The organism is Sphingomonas sp. Leaf21 (assembly GCF_916858675.1).
In the GTDB taxonomy this organism is placed as follows: domain Bacteria; phylum Pseudomonadota; class Alphaproteobacteria; order Sphingomonadales; family Sphingomonadaceae; genus Sphingomonas.
Genome location: NZ_CAKASM010000002.1, coordinates 111433 through 130093, shown reverse-complemented (window position 1 = coordinate 130093; position 18661 = coordinate 111433). Strand labels below are relative to the sequence as shown.

The window sequence follows — 18661 nt, the reverse complement described above, 5'->3', positions numbered from 1 at the left end:
TCATCCCTCCCCGATAGATCCGACCAGCGGCGGCGATGCGCCCCAGGTCCCCAATTGGCGTATCGTGACCCGCTCCCCCGCCTGCGCGGGGCCGGACCAGCGCGGTTCGGTGACGATCGCCTCTCGTCCACCCACCGTCACGCGGTAGCGTTCGCCCTCCTCGCCCAGCGGTGCGTCGACCCGGTCGAGCCAGCGCCAGCCGATGCGGCTCCGCCGGGTCCAGCCGATCGCGACCTCGCCGCCCGACTGATGTCGGCTCCAAAGGCCGATGGGTGCGGGTGGCAGGACCGAGCAGCCGGTGACCGTCGCCGCCGTCGCCACCCCCTCGCTGCCATCGGCGACGCCGTGCGCGAGGAACGTCACCCGCGCGCCGAGCGCGGTGATCGGCAGGTCGAGCGTCCGCACCGTTTCCGCCGTGACCAGCGCAAAGGGCGTTCCGGCAACCGCCTGGCCGACCATCGCCTCGGTTCCGCGCAAGCCCCGGCGCAGCGCGCTCAACCGCCAGTGCCGGTCGCCAAGCGGCTCGGCGCGCGCGAATTGCAGCAGTTCGCCACCGACCCAGGCGAGATTGGCGCCCGCATCGATCGCCGCCGCGTCGGCATCGGCCAGGTCGTCGTCGACGCTCACCACCAGCGACCCCCGGCGATCGACCAGCGCGGTGCCACCGCCCGGCGTCACCGCCGTCACGCTGCCGATCACGCCGGGCAGCGCGGTGGTGCCGATCGCGATCCAGCTCGCGCCGTCGTCGAGGCTATAGGCGAGGTTCGCCTGGCGCCACCCCGGTCCGCCCGCCGCGATGATCGTCAGGCGCGGGGCGGACAGCAGCTCGTCGGAGAGCGGCGGCGCCTCGAACGCGATCAGGCGCGTCGCGCCGACCGTCCGGTCCGCCGCGCGCGCGATCCGGCCCGACGAGGCGCCGAGCACCGGTGCGGCCCCGCTGACCGGTACGCAGCTCAGCCGAACCGCCATCGCTTCCCACGCGGCCTCGACCACGCGCCAGCGTCCCGTCTCGCCCGCGATGCCGATCACGTCACCCGGACCGATGGCCAGCGCCTCGGGCCCAAGCGTGACGGTGCGCCGCACCCGTTCGGCGAGGCGACGGGTCAGCCGGTCCTCGGCCAGCGTCCGCGCCGTCGCGGCGTCGAGCGCGGCGGCGAGGTCCAGGCGCTCGTCCCGCACCCCGCCCACGCGGCGCGCCCGCTGGGTTCCGATCTGGTAGTCGCGCGCGGGATCGTAATGCGCGACGGTCACGCTGGCGGGCAGGACCGCGTCCGCCGTCACCGCGCGACGCCCCCGCTGGCCCGCACCGCGCGCCGCCATGCCCTCGTCGACGATCGACGTTGCGGATGTGGCGTAACCCGGCACGATCATCCGTATCCCGGCGCCGTCCGCGATCCATTGCCCCCCGCTCATGTCGGCAAGCATCGCCAGCACCGCCCGCACGCTGCCGCCACTGGCCGCGAAGCCCGCGACGGTCGTGCCCTGGCTCCCCGCGCGGACCACAGGCGACACGGCCTGCGCGATCGCGCCGCTGTCCATGTCGGTCGCATCCGCCTCCACCTCGAAGGTGAGTTGCGGGATGCGGTTGCCGAACTCGGCGAGCGCCAGCCCCTCGAACACGGCATAGGCGAGCCCCCGGAACGCCGGGGCCCGCTCCCCCTCGACCGACGCGATCAGCGGATCGACCGCCTGCGCCTCGGTGCCGGGGTGGAGGCGGAAGGCGGTCGCCACCTTGAAATCGCCAGCACTGCCGCGCAGCAATCGTCCATCGGCCCAGATGCGCCCCACCCGCCGGATCGTCCGGCCCGACAGGGCGACGGCGAAATTCGCCGAATAGCTGTAGCTCTCGACGCTCGGCCGTCGCTTGCCGCCGCCGCTCACGCCCCGCGTCTCGACCAGGTCCGTCGCCCAGATGACCGGTCCCGCCACTCGCATCGTGCCGAAGATGGCGGGCATCTGCGTGCCATAAGCAGAACCCTGGACCGACAGCTCGGTCAGGCGCGGGCCCTGCCGCCGGGGCGAACCCAGCACGGCGTGATCGACGCGATTGCCGACGAGCGCGCCGATCGCGCCGCCCACCGGGCCCAGCAGCGCCCGCCCCACCACGCCCAAGACCAAGGTCGCCATCACCCCTCCCCCTTCCAGAATCCCAAGACCGGCCAGGGCGGCGCACCCGGCCGCCAGGCGACGCGGCGCAGCCCCGCATCGGCATGGACGATCCCGTCCTCGACCCGGATCGCCAGATGGAGCTGTCCCGGCCCCGCACGGCACAGCAGCACCGCGCCGGGTTCGTCGCCGCCGCGCACGAAGACCGCATCGAGCATCGCCGCCACCCGCGCATCGTCACCGCTTCGCCCGCCATAGCCGGTGGGTGCCGTCCGCCCGGTCGCCGCAGCGACCAACCCGACGCAATCCAGGCCATGCCGCACGTCGCGACCGTGTAGCCGGAACCGCACGCCGACCAGCGCGCGCGCCGCCGCCGCCACCCGGCTCATGCGCCGGGATACCGCGTGAGCAGGTCGATGCCGGGCAGGAACGGTTCGCCGCGAAAATTGGCGACGTTGCCGAACCGCGACAGACAGGTGTCGAGCCGCTTGTCGCAACCCTCGACCAGCTCGACGAGCACCGTCCCCTCGACCGCGAAGGCCGGGGCGACCGACAGCGACACGCGATTTCCCTCCGACCGGACGATGATCGCCTCCAGCCCGGCATTGGCACCGCCGAACCAGATCAGCCGCCCCTGGCCATAGGCATTGTCGACCGGCTCGGTCGCATCCAGCGTCAGTTCGCGCCCACCGTCCCAGGCGGTGACGCGGCACATGGGCCGCCGCCCCGCCATCGCGACCCGACAGCGCCGATCGCCCAGCGACGCGCGGCAATCTGGCGAGGTTTCCTCCGCGACGGGTCGATCGAGCGCGGTCGCGATGCCGCGCAGTTCCGCGGTAAAGCCCCCCTCGCCCAGCTCCACGCCGCCGATTTCCCCGACACCGAGCGGCACCGGCGCCGCCTCGCCGCTCCAGTCGACCGCGATCGCCGTCACCCGCGCGCCGTCCCAGCGCCCCGCGAGCAGATCCGCCTCGGCGATCGCCGCGCTGGTCAGCGCGCCCGAGGCTTCCATCAGCTCCGCCTCCAGCCCGTCGCCGCGCAGGATCGCACTCGGCGTCAGGCCCGGCGCGGCGCGATAGCGGAGGCCGTCGATCCATAGATCACGGTCATGCCCGGTCAGCCCGATCGTTACCCCGTCGCGGCGGTCCAGCCGCCAACAGAGAACGCGCGCGGTCAGCGTGTCGGCGCTCATGCCTCGCGCACCTCGACCAGCGGGACCGAGGGGGCCGCGCCCGCCTGGAACCCCGCCAGCGCCGCGCTCAGCCTGTCCTCGGCAAAGCGCACGGGCACGTCGAAGCTGAAGCTCGCGGTGATCGTCGCGCCCGTGGCCGGGGCGGTGTCGAACACCAGCCAGCCGCCCGCCTCCACCACGAACGCGGTCACGCCGGTGCCGCCGACGCGGACCGAGACGCTGCCGGACACGGGCCGGGTGATCCGGCGCGACTGCGCGCCGTAATGGCGGACCAGCGCGAAGCGGCGGGACGTGCCGTCGCCGGTTCCCAAGGCCTCGTCGGTGCCCATGCTGTCGAACGGATCGCGCAGGCGAAATCCGCGCGCCGGACCCATCCGCGCACGATAGAAGGCCAGCAGCGCGGCGATATCCGCCGCCGAACGGATACCCGGCCCGACGTCATAGGTGGTCCGCGCCTCCGCCCAGGCGGCATTGCGCGCCTCGCGTCCGCCCGCGCTGGTCAGGATCGCGGTGGAGAAGCCCGGCGTCACCTCCGCCTCGCGCCCCAGCGCCAGTGGGAACAGCACATCGTCGAAAGCCTGCATGTCGTCCTCGCCCCCCTCCCAACAGACGAAGCCGTCGCGCATCGCCTGCGGCATCGCCCAGACATAGGTCGCCGCGACACCGCGCGACCGCGCGGTTTCCGCCGCGTCGGTGATCCATCCCCATTGCGCGCGCTGATCGGCGCGCAGCACGAAGCCCGAAAGATAATGCTGCCGCTCCGGCGGATAGCCCAGCCGTGCCTCGGCCAGCGCCACGGCCTTTCGCGTCGACGCGGTATCGCCCGCGGTGACCCAGTCATAATCCTCGAGCTGGAGCATATCGAAGGCCGGGCTCGCCCAGCCGACCGGCATGTTCGCGCGCGCCGCCTCGGGCGCCTGCGGGTCGAGCACCGTTGGCAGATAGGTGAGCAGATGGGTGACGCAGCCCGGTGCGGCCGCCTTGGCCGCCGCGCACAGCGCCGCCGTCGACGCGGCCAGACACGCCCCCGCCCGGTCGAGCGTGTCGCGCTGTCCTTGCGTCTTCGCGCCGCTCATCGTCGCGATCGGCACCGGGGCGAAGGCCGCGACCGCCGCCGCATCGTACAGGCACGGGGCACCGTCCGATGGCCGCACCCACCACCAGGGCTCGCCGATCTGGAAGCGCGGCGCCAGCCCCGCCGCCTGCCCGATCGCCAGGAATGCTCGCGCGACCGACTGGAGATAGGCCATCGCTCCCGAATGCGCCGGGCTTAGCAGCGTCGAGGGTGGCGACCAGCCGGTGAGTGCCGGCCCGCCATCCGCCGCCCGCTGCTTCCAGTCGCCCCAGCAATGCGCGTCGAACAGCTCGTAGGACAGCGACCAGATCAGCTCATAGCCCAGCGCCCGCGCCTCGCGCGAGAACCCGCCATGCCAGGCGGCGCAGGCGGTGTTGAGCGTGCCGCCGCGCAGGCTGGCGTAGAGCCCGTCGCCATTCCGCTCGAGCCTGAAATAATGGCTCATCCCGACATAGTGGACGATCCCGCCGCGATAGCCGAGGTGCAGGATGTTGCGCAGCAAACGCTGCGGCGTCAGGTGATAGCTGTCGTCATAGCCGGTCGCGATCCGGAAACCCTGCTCGGGAAGCACCGCCGCGCCGACGCCGATCACCGCGCCCGGCCCGTCGCAGGCGATCCCGGTCATTTCGACCCACGCCTCCTGCGGCTGGTCGAGCATCGTGGCGCCCGCATCGTAATCGCGCGCCACCAGCGAGACGAACATGCGGTCCACATCCCCCCGCCCAGACCGGGTCGCGATCCTCGGGCAAGCGGAACCCGCCCGCCAGGTCGGCGAAGTCGATCACGATCTCGGCATCCTCGGCCGAACCGCTGGCATAGTTCCACAGTCGCACATACCAGGCGCGCGCCCGCCCCCCGGCATCGCGCCCCTCAATGGTCAGGGTAGGGCCGTAGACGGCGTCGAGCGGCTTGATTCCCCCCGAGCGCCAGCGGAACCGCAACCGGCAATCGCGATAGTCGCGCGCCGTGTCGTAGCGGAGCAGCGGATGATCGTGCCGATCCGCCGATTCCCAGATCAGTCCGGCCAGATCGTCGGCGCGGTAGAACACCGTGTCGACCCGCAGCGCGTCGGGCGCGGTGGCGACCACCGCCGCCATCATCGGGCGCGGGAAATCGACCGTCCAGTAGCGCGGGTCGAACCGCGAAAGCGTATCGCTCCGCTGCGCGTCCCGCTGGTCGTGCAGACACCATTGCATCTGGTTAGTCTCCTGAACCTGTGCCGGGGAAGCCCCTCCACCACCGCTTCGCGGCGGTCCCCCGCCCTCAATCCTCCGCCAGCGCCGCCCGCACCGCCCGCGCGACCTGGCGGCTGGAGCGTTGCAGGACGTCGCCCGCCTGCCCTGCCCCGGCGTTGATCGTGATCGCCACGCGTACCTCGCGCGAACCACCGCCGCCGTCGGGGCCTAGCGTCTCGACCCGCCCGCTGCTGGTCGGCACGAACAGCTCGGGACCGCGTTCGCCGACCAGATAGGGTCGGTCGGGCGCCACCGGCCCGCCGGTCGCGCGGCCGGGCAGGCCCGACAGCAGCCCGCTCAACACATCGTTCCCGAAGCAGCCGCTGCCCCGGTCGCCATCCTCCCCGCCCCGCCCGCCGCCGCGCGCCAGGCCGAGCAGGTCGCGCAGCGCCATGCGAGCGATCTGGTCGAGCACCGACAGCGCGGTCGCCTTCAGCTCCTCGAAACCGAACTTGCCGGTCCGCGCCGCGCGGAGCAGCGCATGTTCGACCGCCCGCGCGCCGATCTCCGCCGCCGTGCCCAGCCCGCGCGACAGCTCGTCACGCATCGCCGCCATGTCGGCGGCGATGCCCCGCGTGTCGATGCGGGGCGCCCATTCCTGCTCATCCATCCGGATACATCTCCCGCAACCGGGCGAGGCGGTCGGGGGACGGCGGATCGCCGCCCATCCCCGCCATGCCCGTCATCGCCGTCACCACCGCGCGAAGCTCGGCGGGCGTGGCACGCCAGAAGCGGTCGGGCGACCATCCCAGTACCGCGCCCGCCATGCCCGCAAGCTGACCCGCCTCGTCCGAAAAGCTCACCGCCCGCCCAGGATCTGGCGCAGCAATTGCCGCAGCACCGGCGCCAGCGCGCCGAGCCCCAGCTCGATCAACGCCTCGCCCAGTTGCTCCCGGCTCAGCTCCTCGGGCACGTCGTGCAGGCAATGCCAGATCAGCGCCGCCGCCTCGCGCAGCGACAGCTTCCCCTCCCCGGCGCGCTCGACGAGTTCGAACAACGGGCCCAGCTCACCCTCGGCGGCGACCAGCGCCTGGAAACTCGGCCGGACGACCATCTCCGCCCCGCCGATGTGCAACGCCGCCTCGCCGCGCAACGGATTCGCCGCCGCGCTCATGCCGCCACCACCTGGCCGGAACTCTCCAGCGCCAGCGTGTAGGTCCGTTCGCCCCCGAAATCCCCACTATAGTCGAGGCGGGTGACCAGGAAGCGGCCGGTCATCGATCCGCCGCTCTCGAAGCTCAACCGATAGGTTTCGATCGTGCCCGAGAGCGCATGGCCGCGCATCCGCGCCTCCGCCGCCGATCCGGTGAACACGCCGGCGCCAGCGACACTGACATGCCGCACCCCCGCACCCGACAGCAATTCGCGCCAGCCGCCCGAATCCTTGTTGGTCACCACCACCGTCTCGCCGTTGATCGACAATTGCGTGGTGCGCAGCCCCGCCATCGTCGCGAAGGACGGCGGTTCCGCCCCGTCGCCGATCTTCAGCAGAAAGGCACTTCCCTTTTCGATCGCCATGTCCGTCTCCCCCCTATTGCCCCACGCGCCACAATCGCGCGCGCCATTCGATCACCGCCGTCCAGCGGGTGCCCGTCTTCGCCATTCGCGTCGCCACGACGCTGAGCCCCGCGACCCGCCAGCCCCCGGCCAGCGGATCGGGCAGCACGATGTCCTCCGCCGCGCGCATCGTGCCGCGCAGCCGCAGCGGCTTCTCGCCCTCGTCGACCAGCGTGACGGTCGCGCGCATCTCGCGCCCCTCGATCCCCGCCGCGCCCCAGTCGCTGTCGCTCGGCTCGCCCAGCACCGCGTGCGGCACCCCCGCGCGCACCGGCACGGCATCGAACACCGCCACCGCCAAAGGCCGCAGCGCGTCCCGCAACGCCGTCAGCATCGCATCGCGCAAAGTCTCTCGCGCGGTCATGCCCGCCTCGCCATATCGATCCGCATCGACCGCCAGGGCCGCCAGAGCGCCGCGACGGCGGCGGGCGGCACGGCGGCGGCGTCGCGATTGTCGAACAGATGCGCCCCCATGATCGCGACGCCGTGCGCGATCCCGGGCGGCAGCGTCGCCCAGCTTTCGGCCATCCCCGCGCGGTAGCGCACCGTCGTCGCCACGCGCGTGCGGATCCAGCCGCGCGCATCGCGATCGATCTCGCCCTCGCCGCCCGACAGGATCGCGACCACCGGCCCCATCGACAGCGTTTGCCATCCGCTGGCACCCGGCAGCGATTCCTCGACGACCCGGCGGATCGTCACCCGGCCGCAGAACGACTCGGCCAGCCCGAGCGCCACTCCCGCGACCTGTTCGACCAGTTCCGCCTCATTGCCTTCGTCCAGCCGCAACAGTCGGCGCACCGCCCCGGCCGCCGCGGAGAGCGCCGCGGCGGGAATGGGCTCGATCGTCCCGCTCATCATGATGAATTCTCCTTCACCGATACAAGTTGCGACAAGCCGGACACATGGCCGTCACACTTGTCAGGCAGATGATCGGACAGCCGCTGCCCGCCTCCCCCTTGGGCACCGGCCATGTCGACCCAGCGCCTCCCCCGGCAGGGTCCGGCATTCTCCCTGAACTACGGGGCAGCCCCCTGCCGGCTGCCCCGCATTTTTTCCGATCAGCCCGCCGAGAATTTCAGCAGCTTGATCGCCTCCGAATCGCTGACACAGCCACCGACGCGCCGCGTCGCGTAGAAGGTGACGAACGGCTTGTTGCTGTACGGATCACGCAGGATCGCGGTCTCGGCGCGCTCGGTGATGAGATAGCCCGCCTGGAAGTTGCCGAACGCGATGGCGCAGGCGTCGGTGGCGATATCGGGCATCTCCTCCGCCTCGATCACCGGATAGCCGAGCAGCGTCGTCGGCTGCCCCGCCGCCAGGCTCGGTGCCCAGATGAACTGGCCGTCGAGCGTCTTCATCTTGCGGATGCGCGCCGCCGTCGACGCGTTCATCACGAAGCACGCGCCCTGGCGATAGGGTGCGCGCAACGTCTGGACGAAGTCGACCAGCCGCTCTTCGGGCGAGTCGCCGAAACCCCCGCTTGTCCCCGTCGCCAGATATTGCAGCGTCCCGAACGCCCGGACGCCGTCCTTGGCGCTGGAGACGGGATTGGCGAGGAAGCCCTTGGGCCGGTTGACGCCGGACCCGTTGACGAAGGCCTGCCCCTCGGCGCGCGCGAACTCGGTCGCGATCTCGCCTGCCAGCCAGCCCTCGACGTCGAAGGCCGCATCGTCGAGCATCGCCTGGCTGGCCGACGGATTGGCGTAGAGTTCGCCCATCGGCGGCGCGAGTTCGACGAAGCTCGGCGTCGCCGTTTCGGGTCGCGCCGCCGTCTCGCTCGCCCAGCCCGACGGCGTGCCGCCGGTGGTCACCAGCTTGCGATAGCCCGCCGAGCCGACCGTCACGACATTGGCGATGCTGCGGATCGGCGAGACGTTGCGCAGGACCGAGGCGATCGTCGCATCGATCTCACGCGGGACGGCATAGCCGCCGCTGTCGCCGGTGGTGCCGGTAAAGGCCTTCAGCTCGACGGTGGCGCCGCTGCGCACATAGCCGTCGAACGCGGTGTTCGTCTTCGGGCCCGCGCCGTCCAGCACGGGTCGTTCGATCACGTCCATATCAGTCCCCCTTGGTTGCAACATGATTCACGCGGGCCAGCGGCTGCATCGGCACCGCCACCAGGCTGATCTCGACCAGTTCGGCCGACAGGATCGCGCGGGCGGCGCCCTGATGGACACGACGCGGGCGGTATCCGACCGACAGACCCGCCACCGTGCCCGCACGCACCATCGCGGCGAGCGCCGGATCGTCGACCGTCCCCTCGACCGCCAGTCCGGTATCGTCCTCGTTCAGGCTCACCACCCGCCCCATCGCGGTGCCGCGATGCTGCCAGAGCAGCGGCACCAGCGGCGCACCCGCAAAGGCGCCGCGCCGCATGACGTCGCCCGCCCGGTCCATCCGATCCCAGATCGCGGCATAGCCGGTGAAGGTCAGGCTCATTTCAGCCAGTCCTCCATCCCCAGCCGCATCGCGATCCCCGCGAGCAGCAGCGCGCCGAGCAGCCGCGTCAGCCAGCCCATGGCGCTTTTCCACACCGACGACTTGGCCTCGCGCCAGGCCGACAGCAGCTCGCGCAACTCGGCGACATCCTCCGCCGCATCCGCATCGGCGAGGCCGAGCCGGGTCAGCGCACGCGTCGCGCCCAGCTCGCCCGCCTCCTCGGCGACCGCGCGCAGTGTCACCAGGTCCGCGCCGCTATCCGCCGCCTGCGCCAGCAGCCGGGCCAGAACGTCACCGCTCATGACAGCCCCACCATGGCGCGCTTCTCCGCCGGATCGAGAAAGTCCGCCGACCCCGCCATCGCCCAGAGCATCTGGCGCTCCTCGGCCAGTGCGGTGACGCGGTTGATGTCGACCGACAGGTTCGCATTCTCGAACCAGCCCGCCAGCCCCTGCGCCAAGCCGCTCAGGATCGCGCCCGCCAGCGGCAGGATCGCCTGTCGCCACAGCGCGCGGTTCGCCTCGCGGTAATTGGCATAGGTATTGTCGCCGGGCAGGCCGAGCAGCATCGGCGGCACACCGAAGGCGAGCGCGATCTCCCGCGCCGCCGACGCCTTGGCCGCGATGAAATCCAGTTCCGCCGGGGTCAGGCTCATCGCCTGCCACTTCAGCCCGCCTTCCAGCAGCAGCGGACGCCCGGCATTGCCGCTGCCCGCGAATCCCTCCATCTCGGCGCGCAACCGCTCGAACTGGTCGGGCGTCAGGGTCGATCCGTCGCCCGGATCATAGACCAGGGCCCCCGACGGCCGCGCCGCATTGTCGAGCAGCGCGCGGTTCCAGGCGGCGGCCGCATTGTGGATCGCGATCGCCCCCGCCGCCGCGCCCAGACAACCCAGACCATAATGGTCGTCGAGCGGGTGGCAGCTTTTAACGTGAATCACCTGCGGCTTCACCGGATCGACCGACAGCTTGGTCGCACGCCCGCCCGCCCGGTAGAGATAGGCGGCGGGCCAGCCGCTCGCGTCCAGTTCCATCGTCACCCGCTCGGGGCGAAGCGCGAACAGCTCGACGACATCCCCCTCGGCATCGCGCAGGATCTGCACATAGGCATTGCCGTGCAGCAGCAGATGGGTGGCCACCGTCTCCAGCAGCGCCTGCCCCTCGCTGCGCGCCGCGACCAGCGCGACCAGTTCGGGATGCGAGGCGGCGAGCGGCGCATCGGCCAGCCCGCCCGCGACCATCCGCACCGCGCGCTGCGCCACCGGGTTGCGCAAGTAACCCTCGCGCACCTGCGTCTCATAGGACGGCGCCGAGCCCGTCAGCGGCACCCCCGACCGCGCCAACCCCAACCCGAGCAGCGGACGCGCGGCCCCCCGCCCGGTCTTGCGACCGAACATCCTCATCGTCTTGCTCCTCAATCACTCCTCCCCGGTACGGGGAGGTGGCAGCGCGCAGCGCTGACGGAGGGGGGCTTCCACACAGGACTCGCCCAGCGGCGATCCCCCTCCACCACCGCTTCGCGGCGGTCCCCCTCCCCGTTCCGGGGAGGATCAGCTCACAAATTCCGTATCCCCGGCGGTCCGCGTCCCGACAGCATCAGCTCGGTCAGCGCCCAGACCAGCGCATCCGCGCGATCCGGCGAGCGGCCGGGCCCCTCATAGGCCCCCGCCACGCCCAACCCGCACAATTCATCCTCCAGCGCGGGAAACCCCCGGCCGTGCCAGACCCGTCCCTGCGCATAGAGGAACGACACCGGCTCCGCCCGCGCGGCCTTGCCCGTGGAGGCATAGACCAGATGCACCGGCAAAGTCGGGTCGGCGAGCCGCAGCACGCTTTCCACCATGTCGCCGCCCTGGTTGCGCTCCGCCACCACCCGGTCCGCGCGGTTGCGCCGGGCACAGCCTGCCACCCGTGCCGCCCAGCCCTCGGGCGACAGTCCCGCTTCGCTCGCATCCTCCAGCACATAGCCATGGCCGTCGCGCCCCAGCCCGACCGCGACGATCCCGCAGGCATCGCCGCTGCTGGTCGCGGGCGGATCGACGCCGATCACCACCCGGTCGAGCGCGGGCACCGCCTTGGCGCGTTGCCGATCGAGCAGCGCGCGGGTCCACAGCGCACCCTCGCGGTCGTCGACCATCTCGCCATCCAGTTCCTGGCGCCCCAGCCGCGTGTCGCCATATTGCGCGAGCATCGCCTCCTGGAAACTGTCGGGCAGATGCGCATTGTCGCTGGTCCGCCCGATCGTCTCGACGCAATCGGGCAGCGCCATGACCTTGCGCATCAGGGGCGTCGCACGCGGCGTGGTCGTGACCAGCACGCGAGGAAAATCGCCCAGACGGAGCGTCATCATCAGATTGTCCCACCCGGCCTCCCCCTTCCACTTGCCCAGTTCGTCGCACCAGGCGGCATGATGCTGCGGGCCGCGCAACGCCTCGGGCGCCGCCGCCGAATAGGCGAAGCCGATCGCGCCCGACGCGAAATGCACCTGCCCCAGGCTGCCGATCCATTTGGGCCGCTCGCCCTTGCGCGCCACCGCCAGCAGCCCGCTTTCGCCGCGCACCATCACCCGCTCGACATCGCGCAGGGTCGCCCCCATCAGCGCGATCCGCGCCCCCGGATTGTCGCGGGCGAGCGCACTCACCCACTCCGCCCCCGCCCGCGTCTTGCCGAAGCCGCGTCCCGCGCGGATCAGCCAGACGCGCCAGTCGCCCGGCGGCGCGACCTGTCCGTCATGCGCCCATAATTCCCACCGTTCGATCAGTTCGCGCTTCTGCGCCGACGTCAGCGCCGCCAGCGCCTGTTCGCGTGCCTCCGGTGCCAGCAGCGCCAGCGCGGCGAGCCGCGTCGCCGCATCCTCCCCCGCCATCACGCCATCCCCTTCAACCGCCGCCGCGCCAGGCCATCGAGCGCGCGTTCCAGCGCCGCATCGGTCTCCGCCGCACTTACCCGCGCCGCCTCGCTTCCGGCGTCACCCGCCTGGACCAGCGCATCGCGGCGTGCGAGCAGCTTCAGATAAAGTTGCACCTCGGTCGCCTGGAGCGGCGGGGTGATGGAGAGGCCGGCGGTCCCCGCACCGGCCTCTCCGCCCTCCTCCTGCTCCCCGGCCAACAGGGCCAGCATCCGGCGCAGCAGTCCTTCCTCGACCAGCGCGTGCGCCGCGCCGATCGCCTCGTCCCAGGCCTCGCCAAAGGCCCGGTCGCGCCGCCGCAGCGAACGGGCCGCACCGAGCGTCTCTCCCACCGCCCGAGCCGCCACGCCAGCATCGGCACTGACCGCCAGCGCCGCCAGGAATTGCCGCCGCCGCGCCAGCGTCCACCGCGCGCCCTCCCCCGTTCCGGCCATCCCCGCTCCCCCGAAGCATCGAGCGCGACGTCCAGCGCCCTCGATGTTCCTGTTATGTACCTGATGCTATCGATCTTGTATCCAACAAAGGAACCTATTTGGTTGGCCGCACAAAAGCGGCTTGCCAGACGGCAAGGCCATCGGCATTAGGCGGTCTTCCCGAAAGGGGGCGATTAGCTCAGTCGGTAGAGCGTCTCGTTTACACCGAGAATGTCGGCGGTTCGAGCCCGTCATCGCCCACCAGTTTCCCCGCCGCCGCGCGAACAATTCGCATCGTGCTGATCGCCGCGACGGCGTGGCTACTGGACCCCGGCGGTCGCCGGGGTGGTTCCAGCCATCACAGGGTCCGCGATCAGGCCAGCTTCCAATAGGTCGCGTACCGTTCGTGCGCGATGCTGTGGTATGGGACCAGCCGCACCGGCTGGCCGTCCGCCGCGGGGATGGTGAATTCCAGCGGCTTGCCCGACGCGGCGATCCTTTTCGTCAGGTCGTCGGGTTCGCCGGACAGCGTCGGGGCCTGGAACGGCGTGTTGTTATAATCGCCGTATTTCCGTTCGTTGACGATGATGTCCGCGCCCGGCGACAACCCCTCGCGACCCAGCGCGCCCGCCAGCACCAGCGGGCCATAGGTGAAGGCGACGATCTCCGGCGCGGCGGGGGCGCTTTCGACGCCGGGTTCCATCACCATCCGCCATTCGACCGTGTCGCCGGTCTTCCAGGTCCGGGTCACGTCCGCATAGCTGCCGGGCTTGTCCGATCGCGACACCTCGGCGCCGTTGACCAACAGCGTCGCGGTCCGGCTCCATTTCGGGTGGCGGAGCTTGAGCGTCAATTCGGTCGGCTGGCGGAGCTGCCACCGGAACTGGGTATTCCCCGCCTCCGGGAACCGCGTCGCCTGGGTCAGCACCGCGCCCTTGTCGGCCCATTTCAGCGTCGAGGGGATGAACAGGTTCACATAGAGCGAATCGCCGTCATGGAAGTAGATCGAGTCGCGATACTTGACGTGATTTTCCATGCCGGTGCCGGTGCAGCACCAGAAACTGTCCTCCGGCGTGTGGTACAGTTTCATATAGCCCGGCCGCGCGCCCTGGAAATAGGTCGCCATGCCCGAGTCCGGATCCTGCGAGGCGAGGATGCCGTTGTAGAGCGTCCGCTCGTAATAATCGGCATATTCCGCGCGCGGGTCGTGCAGGAAAAGCGCGCGGGTCAGCTTCAGCATATTGTGCTGGCAGCAGGTTTCCGACCCCTTGGCCGAGAAGACATGCTTGTCGAAATCGGCCATGGCGAAGAAATGCTCGCCGTCACCGTGTCCGCCGGTCGCGAAGGAGCGGGTATGCGCGACCGTCCGCCAGAAGAAGGACGCCGCATTGTGATAGGCGTCGTTGCCCGTCGCCTCAAAGACGCGCTGGAAGCCGATGATCTTGGGCACCTGCGTATTGGCGTGCAGCCCGTCGAGATGATCCTGGCCCTTGGCGAGCGGATTCATGATCGCCTTTTGCGAGAAGCGCTCGGCGACGCGGGCATAATCCTGATTGCCGGTCATGAAATACAGATCGGCGTAGATCTCGTTCATGCCGCCATATTCGGTCTGCAGCATCGTCTCGAACTGTTCGTCGGACAGCGGCCTGGTCGCCACCACGCCCCAGTCGGCCAGTCGGATCAGCACCGCGCGCGACGGCTCGCTGCCCGCCAGCAACACCGAGTCGCGAAGCCCCGCATAGACCTTGTGCAGCGTGTACCAGGGGACGCCCGTGATCGGCTCGCCACGCAGATGCGCCGCGACCAGCGCGGGGCCCTTGGGGAAGGCGCAGACCAGGCCGGTCCCCGCCGCCTGCTGGCAGGCGGCCAATTCGTTCGCGATATAGTCGATCCGCTGGCGATAGCGCTTGTCCCCGGTCGACCGGTAGGCGAGCGCGCAGGCGGACAGATAATGGCCCAGCGTATGGCCGTGGCAATTGATCTCGTCCCACATCGGCTCCGATTCCCAGCCGCCATAGACGGGCGCCCTGGGCTTCAGCCCCGCATTCTTGCGGAAATTGGCCAACATCCGATCGGGTTGCAGCCGCATCAGATACGCCTCGGTCATCTTCTGCGCGTGGAGGAAAGGCCCCTCGCCCAGTGTCACGTCCGCCATGTCGAAGGGCTGGAGAACGGCGGGGCGCGCCATCGCCGTCGGCTTGGCCTGAGCCCATGCGGCGGCGGGCATCACCGCCCCCCACCCGGTCGCCAACGCGCCGATGCTGGCGGTGGCGAGGACGTCGCGACGCGACGGTGTGTGGCAGCATGAGCGCACGATCTTCTCCGACTATTCTCTTTGGCCGGAGGGTAGCGATCGGCACGCCCACGACGCAACCGCTTTTTGGATTCCATCCTCGATAACGTTTACGAGTGCGTAGCCGAGCGCTCGGGCCGAAGCTATCGACCGACTTGATCGCGATCAATTGTCCGACATAAGATACGGCGATCACGCCGTTTCTGTCGTCATGCCCCCCTTTGCCCTGTCTGCCCGGTGGCTCTCGCCCTGTCGCAAGGCCATGTGCCAGAGCATCCGGACCGGCGGCTCCGCACCGCGTCGATCGCCCGGCAGCATCGCGACCAGCGCCTTGGCCAGCGCAAGGCCGAGATCGCCCAGCTCCAGCGAGAAGCAGGTCAGGTCCGGTGACAGCGCGCGGCAGGCGGGATTGTCGCGCAGCCCGATCACCGCCACGTCGCGCCCGGGCTCCAGCCCCAGCCGCCGCAAGGCGCGATAGGCCCCGACGGGCGCGGTTTCGCCCATCAGCAGCAGCGCGGTCGGGCGATCGGCCAGCGCCATCAGCTCGCGCGCGGTCGCCTCGCCATCGCTTTCGTCGGTCTCGCCGTGATGGACCAGCGCGGGGTCGTAGCCGATTCCGGCCTGCGCCAGCGCGTCGCGGTAGCGCTGCACGACGATATGGCTGTTATTGATCGTCGCGGGCGGCGCGACCAGCCCGATCCGGCGATGCCCCGCCCCGGTCAGCAGCGCCATCGCCTCGTCCACCACGCCTTCGAAATCCAGGTCGATCCAGGCATAGTCGCGCGGCGTGTCGGTCCGCCCCAGCGCGACGAAGGGAATGTTGTGATCGAGCAGGAAGGCGATGCGCGGATCGTCATGCTGCGTCCCCGACAGCACCCAGCCATCGACGGTTCGGCGCGACACGTGCCGCCGCAAAAAGGTCAGCCCGTCCTCCCCCTTGCGCGCGAGCAACACGACGAGGTCGAGGTCATGCTCGCCCAGGCCGTCCTGCAACCCCTCGAGCAGCGCCATGAAGAACGGATCGCCATGGATCGCGCTGTCATGCTCCAGCGTCAGCATGAAGCCGACGGTTCCCGTTCGCCCGCTACGCAGCGTCCGGCCGGACTGGTTGGGGATATAGCCGACCTCCCGCGCCGCCTCCACCACCCGCGTCCGCGTGGCGGGGCTGACGTCCTTGCGATCGTTCAGCGCGCGCGACACCGTGCCGATCGACAGGCCCAGGTGACTGGCAAGCTCGCGTATGTCCATGTGCCTGTGATCGCGGTGCAAAGCGATCCGCACAAGGGGCATTGACAGTCGGGTTTGTCCGAGTGATTATCCGTAAACGTTTACGGCCATCAAAGAATGGCGATGAGAGGAAGACGGGTTTGCACACACTCGCCCTGGAGGCGCGCGCGCTTTGCTGGTCCTATGACGGCGAATGGCTGCGGATCGAGGCGCATGGCGCGGACGGCCTGCGGCTGCGGGCCTCGTGCTTTCCCGATCGCGGCGCACGCGCCGGGGCGCTGCTCGCTGCGTCGGCGGACGATAATGGGCCCGCCCCCGTCATCACGCGTGACGGCGGCACGGCGCGGATCACGCAAGGATCCATCACGGCGGAAGTCGATCTCCAGGGCCGCGTTCGCTTCCTGAACGCGCGCGGCGAGCTGCTGCTCGAGGAAAAGTGGCGGCAACGCGACACGATCAGCAAATACTGGACCGTCGGCACCGATGAGGTGCGGACGATCAGCGCACTCGGGCTGTCGGGGCGCGAGTTCAAGCCGCTGCCCGGCGATGTCGCGCGGATCACCGTTCGGTTCGAGGCGAAGTCGGGCGAGCGCCTCTATGGCATGGGCCAGTATCAACAGCCCAATCTCGACCTGGCGGGCTGCACGCTGGAACTGGCGCAGCGCAATTCGCAGGCGAGCGTCCCCTTCGTCGTGTCGAGCCAGGGCTATGGCCTGCTGTGGAACATCCCCGCCGTGGGCGAGGTGCATTTCGCCGCCAATGGCGCGACATGGACCGCGCGGGCGGCGCGCGAGATCGATTACTGGATCACCGCCGCCGAGCGCCCGGCGGACATCCTGCGCAACTATGCCGCCGTCACCGGCACCGTGCCGATGATGCCCGACCATGCCCTGGGCTTGTGGCAGAGCAAGCTGCGCTACCGCACGCAGGACGAGTTGCTGGCGGTCGCCCGCGACTATCATGCGCGCGGCATTCCGCTGGCGGTGATCGTCGCTGATTTCTTCCACTGGCCGGTACAGGGCGACTGGCGGTTCGACGAGCGCGAATGGCCCGATCCCGCCGCGATGACCGCCGAGTTGAAGGCGATGGGGACCGAGTTGCTCGTCTCGGTCTGGCCGACGGTCGATCACCGTTCGGAGAATTACGCCAGGATGGCCGAAAAGGGCTATCTGGTGCGCGCGATGCGCGGGCTGGACGTGCAGCAGGAATTCCTCGGCAATACCCGCTTCATCGACGTCACTCATCCCGGCGCGCGCGATTTCCTGTGGCGGACCGCGAAGCGCAACTACCGCGACAAGGGTGTCGCGCTGTTCTGGCTGGACGAGGCCGAGCCCGAGTACAGCGCCTACGACTTCGACAATTACCGTTATCACGCGGGCAGCGTGCTGGAGATCGGCAACGCCTATCCGCTCCATTACGCCCAGGCCTTTCACGACGGGCTTCGCGCCGAGGGGGAGACGGAGATCGTCAGCCTGGTTCGCTGCGCCTGGGCGGGCAGCCAGCGTTACGGCGCGCTGGTCTGGTCGGGGGACATCCATTCCTCGTTCGAGGCGATGCGCAACCAGCTGAGCGCCGGATTGAACATGGCGATGGCGGGCATTCCGTGGTGGACCACCGATATCGGCGGCTTCCATGGCGGCGATGTCGAGGATCCCGCCTTCCACGAACTGATGATCCGCTGGTTCCAATGGGCGGTGTTCACGCCGATCCTGCGGATGCACGGGCACCGCGATCCGATCACCCCGCCCGCCGAGCCGTTCCGCGACGGCGTCGCCCAGTGCGATACGGGCGCGGGCAACGAATTGTGGAGCTTCGGCGAGCCGGTATTCGCGATCCTGCGCGATTATGCCGCCCTGCGCGAGCGGCTGCGCCCCTATGTCGCGTCGCTGATGCGGGCGGCGCATGAGCGTGGCGATCCGCTGATGCGGCCGATATTCTACGACTATCCCGACGATCCCCGCGCCTGGGCGGTGGACGATCAATATATGTTCGGCCCCGATCTGCTGGTCGCCCCGGTGACCGCGGGCGGTGTGACGGAACGGCGCGTCTATCTGCCCCACGGCATCTGGCGCGACGTCTGGACGGGGGAGCGGGTCGAGGGCGGCGTCGACATCGCCTGCGCCGCCCCGGTCGAGCGGATACCCGTCTTCGTGCGCGACGGTGCGGGCGTGGCGGACGCTTTCGACGCGCGGACGTGATCGCGGGACAGGACAGGGC

Annotated in this window: 18 protein-coding genes, 1 tRNA gene and 1 pseudogene; 2 read left to right on the top strand and 18 right to left on the bottom strand. The window is 70.3% G+C overall.

Features of this window, described 5'->3' with window-relative positions; translation table 11 throughout:
* The 16 genes and pseudogenes from LRP66_RS03185 to LRP66_RS03110 form a co-directional block, all read right to left on the bottom strand.
* Positions 1–2127, bottom strand: a complete 2127-nt coding sequence (locus LRP66_RS03185; RefSeq protein WP_230481060.1) for a phage tail protein — start codon at positions 2125–2127, stop codon at positions 1–3.
* Positions 2127–2495 (bottom strand): peptidoglycan endopeptidase, encoded by a 369-nt coding sequence (locus LRP66_RS03180; RefSeq protein ID WP_230481059.1) that lies wholly within the window; start codon positions 2493–2495, stop codon positions 2127–2129. The genes LRP66_RS03185 and LRP66_RS03180 overlap by 1 nt, the downstream gene beginning before the upstream one ends.
* Complete coding sequence (locus LRP66_RS03175; RefSeq protein ID WP_230481058.1) at positions 2492–3298, bottom strand: DUF2163 domain-containing protein; 807 nt, start codon at positions 3296–3298, stop codon at positions 2492–2494. Before LRP66_RS03175 ends, LRP66_RS03180 begins: the two co-directional genes overlap by 4 nt.
* Positions 3295–5569, bottom strand: a pseudogene (locus LRP66_RS03170) (DUF2460 domain-containing protein). Before LRP66_RS03170 ends, LRP66_RS03175 begins: the two are co-directional and overlap by 4 nt.
* 67 nt (positions 5570–5636) lie before the next feature.
* The gene (locus LRP66_RS03165) at positions 5637–6218 is read right to left on the bottom strand and encodes a tail tape measure protein (RefSeq protein ID WP_230481057.1); all 582 of its coding nucleotides are present in this window, start codon (positions 6216–6218) and stop codon (positions 5637–5639) included.
* A complete protein-coding gene (locus LRP66_RS03160; RefSeq protein ID WP_443026654.1) occupies positions 6211–6375 on the bottom strand; it encodes a phage tail assembly chaperone in 165 nt (54 codons plus the stop codon). The genes LRP66_RS03165 and LRP66_RS03160 overlap by 8 nt, the downstream gene beginning before the upstream one ends.
* A gap of 32 nt (positions 6376–6407) precedes the next feature.
* The gene (locus LRP66_RS03155) at positions 6408–6722 is read right to left on the bottom strand and encodes a gene transfer agent family protein (RefSeq protein ID WP_230481055.1); all 315 of its coding nucleotides are present in this window, start codon (positions 6720–6722) and stop codon (positions 6408–6410) included.
* Complete coding sequence (locus LRP66_RS03150; RefSeq protein WP_230481054.1) at positions 6719–7126, bottom strand: phage major tail protein, TP901-1 family; 408 nt, start codon at positions 7124–7126, stop codon at positions 6719–6721. The genes LRP66_RS03155 and LRP66_RS03150 overlap by 4 nt, the downstream gene beginning before the upstream one ends.
* A 13-nt stretch (positions 7127–7139) precedes the next feature.
* Entirely contained in the window at positions 7140–7529 is a 390-nt protein-coding gene (gp17, locus tag LRP66_RS03145; protein ID WP_230481053.1) for a tail completion protein gp17, read from the bottom strand.
* Complete coding sequence (locus tag LRP66_RS03140) at positions 7526–8023, bottom strand: hypothetical protein (RefSeq protein WP_230481052.1); 498 nt, start codon at positions 8021–8023, stop codon at positions 7526–7528. Before LRP66_RS03140 ends, gp17 begins: the two co-directional genes overlap by 4 nt.
* Positions 8024–8223: 200 nt before the next feature.
* Positions 8224–9222, bottom strand: a complete 999-nt coding sequence (locus tag LRP66_RS03135; RefSeq protein WP_230481051.1) for a phage major capsid protein — start codon at positions 9220–9222, stop codon at positions 8224–8226.
* 1 nt (position 9223) lies between these two features.
* Complete coding sequence (locus LRP66_RS03130; RefSeq protein WP_230481050.1) at positions 9224–9604, bottom strand: HK97 family phage prohead protease; 381 nt, start codon at positions 9602–9604, stop codon at positions 9224–9226.
* Positions 9601–9906: a DUF6127 family protein gene (locus LRP66_RS03125; RefSeq protein WP_230481049.1), complete on the bottom strand. Its 306-nt coding sequence runs from the start codon at positions 9904–9906 to the stop codon at positions 9601–9603. The genes LRP66_RS03130 and LRP66_RS03125 overlap by 4 nt, the downstream gene beginning before the upstream one ends.
* The gene (locus LRP66_RS03120; protein WP_230481048.1) at positions 9903–11006 is read right to left on the bottom strand and encodes a phage portal protein; all 1104 of its coding nucleotides are present in this window, start codon (positions 11004–11006) and stop codon (positions 9903–9905) included. Before LRP66_RS03120 ends, LRP66_RS03125 begins: the two co-directional genes overlap by 4 nt.
* Before the next feature lie 152 nt (positions 11007–11158).
* Positions 11159–12469 (bottom strand): DNA-packaging protein, encoded by a 1311-nt coding sequence (locus tag LRP66_RS03115; protein WP_230481047.1) that lies wholly within the window; start codon positions 12467–12469, stop codon positions 11159–11161.
* A complete protein-coding gene (locus LRP66_RS03110; RefSeq protein ID WP_230481046.1) occupies positions 12469–12945 on the bottom strand; it encodes a hypothetical protein in 477 nt (158 codons plus the stop codon). Before LRP66_RS03110 ends, LRP66_RS03115 begins: the two co-directional genes overlap by 1 nt.
* Positions 12946–13112: 167 nt before the next feature.
* On the opposite strand from LRP66_RS03110, the gene LRP66_RS03105 reads away from it, so the two are divergent.
* A tRNA-Val gene (locus LRP66_RS03105) sits at positions 13113–13188 on the top strand.
* Positions 13189–13297: 109 nt separating this feature from the next.
* Here the strand turns inward: LRP66_RS03105 and LRP66_RS03100 are convergent.
* Positions 13298–15151, bottom strand: coding sequence for a glycoside hydrolase family 127 protein (locus tag LRP66_RS03100; protein ID WP_230481194.1), 1854 nt, complete (start codon positions 15149–15151; stop codon positions 13298–13300).
* Positions 15152–15409: 258 nt separating this feature from the next.
* Entirely contained in the window at positions 15410–16465 is a 1056-nt protein-coding gene (locus tag LRP66_RS03095) for a substrate-binding domain-containing protein (protein WP_230481045.1), read from the bottom strand.
* Between the two features lie 119 nt (positions 16466–16584).
* On the opposite strand from LRP66_RS03095, the gene LRP66_RS03090 reads away from it, so the two are divergent.
* A complete protein-coding gene (locus tag LRP66_RS03090) occupies positions 16585–18642 on the top strand; it encodes a glycoside hydrolase family 31 protein (protein ID WP_230481044.1) in 2058 nt (685 codons plus the stop codon).
* The last annotated feature ends 19 nt before the right edge of the window (positions 18643–18661 follow it).